Raw genomic sequence first — 2,310 nt, forward strand, 5'->3', positions numbered from 1 at the left:
CACGCGCACCGGCTACACGCTCCGCCAACAACCCCGGCGACGGCGCATCAAACACCGCACTCACACCAAGCTCAACACCCAAAACCCCCCGAACACGCGACACCAAACGCGTCGCCAACAACGAATGACCACCCAAATCAAAAAACCCATCATCCACACCCACACCCTCAACACCCAACACCTCAGAAAACAAACCACACAACACCACCTCCGCGTACGACCCCGGAGCCCGAGAAACCCCACCACCCGAAACCACCGGAACCGGCAACAAACCCCGATCCAACTTCCCATTCACCGTCACCGGAAGCCGGTCCAACACCACCACAACCGACGGCACCATGAACTCCGGCAACCGCAAACGTACGAACTCCCGAAGCCGGCCGGCATCCACCTCGGCGTCCGAAGCCGACACGACGTAAGCAACAACACGCCGGTCGCCCGGCTGGTCCTCGCGCACCACCACCGCCGCCTCGGACACCCCCACATGCCCGGTCAACGCGTTCTCGATCTCCGCAGGCTCGATCCGGAACCCCCGCACCTTCACCTGATCATCAGCACGCCCCACGAACTCCAGCACGCCGTCCCGGTTCCACCGCACCAAATCCCCGGTCCGATACATCCGCGACCCCGCCCGGCCAAACGGATCCGCCACAAACCGCTCCGCACTCAACCCAGCACGACCCCAGTACCCCCGAGCCAAACCCACACCCGCCACATACAATTCCCCCACCACACCCGCAGGAACCACACCCAACCGACCATCCAGCACATAGACCTGCGTGTTGAGGGTGGGGCGGCCCATGATCGGCTTGTCCGAATCCACGCCAACCGTTCCTACGGTGACCCAGACCGTTGCCTCGGTCGGCCCGTACAGGTTCAGCATCAGTCGGCCAGGGGCCCACCGGGCGATCAGCTCACTACTGATGGCCTCTCCGCCGACCAACAGCGTCCGAAGCGACGGCAATTCCACCACCGGCATGCTCGCCAATACGGACGGTGAAAGCAGAGCATGGGAGATCCGCCCCTCGACGAGCGCGTCGGCCAACTCCCCACCGGTCAATCCCACCGAGCCCGGCGGGACGACCAGGGTTCCGCCGGAGGCGAAGGCCATCAGCATTTCAAGCACTGCGGCATCGAAGCTCTGTGAGGCCAGTTGCAACACCCGCGATGCACCGGTGAGCGCGAAATGCTCCACCTGGGCTCGCGCCAGCCCAGCCAATCCGGCGTGCGAGACCACCACACCCTTCGGAGTCCCCGTTGAACCGGATGTATAGATCACGTACGCGGCGGCATCGCAGGGCACCTCCACATCGGGCGGGACATCCGGGTACCGGTGCACCTCGCCCACCAATTCCGGGTCGTCAAGTATGAGCTTCGGCGTTTCCGTCGGCACCAGGTCGCTGAAGGCGGACTTGGTGAGCACCAGCACAGCGTCGCTGTCCGCCACCATGAAGCCGACTCGCTCTCGCGGGTACGCCGGATCGATCGGCACGTACGCCGCACCCGCTTTCGCCACCGCGAGGACGGCGACGACCGTCTCAACCGATCGCCCGAGCAGCAGCGCAACGCGTGATTCCGGCCCGACGCCGTACGCGTTGAGGTGGTGCGCGAGTTGGTTTGCGTGGGTGTTGAGTTCGGCGTACGTGAGGTGGATGCCGGCGTGTTCGAGTGCGGTGGCGTGGGGTGTCCTGTCCACCTGCTCCTGGAAGAGATCCGGCAGCGGTGTGGGAGTGACGTCGGGCCTTTGGGTGTCGTTGCGCTCGACCAGCAGCTCGTGTTCTTCGTCCGCATCGAGGAGCTGGACGCGGCCTAGACGCAGCTCGGGATCTTCCGCCACCTGACCCAGGAGACGAACCAGATAGCTGCCGAGCTGATACGCGGTCTCGCGGTCGAAGAGGTCTTCGGAGTACGTCAGCGACAGCTCCATGCCGACCGGCGCCCCGCCAGTGCTCCGATACTCGTCGAACACGAACGACAGGTCGAACTTCCCCGGACTGAAATCATGGGAATACAAACCCCCCGTCGTGCCCGGCAACGCGAAATCATGCTCCTCCGCATTATTGAGAGCAAACGCCACCTGAAACAACGGATGCTGCGCCAACGACCGAACCGGATTGACCGCCTCCACCAAACGCTCAAACGGCACATCCTGATGCTCATACGCCGCAACATCGACATCGCGAACCCGACCGACCAGCTCACGGAACGTGGGATCACCCGAGGAATCCACCCGCAAGACAAGAGTGTTGACGAAAAACCCCGCCAAGTCCTCCAACGCGCTGTCGGTCCGCCCCGCAATCGGAGACCCGA

1 protein-coding gene is annotated in these 2,310 nt (G+C 63.9%); it reads right to left on the bottom strand.

Features of this window, described 5'->3' with window-relative positions; genetic code table 11:
* A partial coding sequence (locus tag ACTWQF_RS36705; RefSeq protein WP_443284115.1) for a non-ribosomal peptide synthetase occupies nucleotides 1–2,275 on the bottom strand: 2,275 nt, incomplete at its 3' end.
* Nucleotides 2,276–2,310 lie beyond the last annotated feature (35 nt).

It is taken from the genome of Streptomyces sp. 8N114, from assembly GCF_052245835.1.
Classification (GTDB): domain Bacteria; phylum Actinomycetota; class Actinomycetes; order Streptomycetales; family Streptomycetaceae; genus Streptomyces.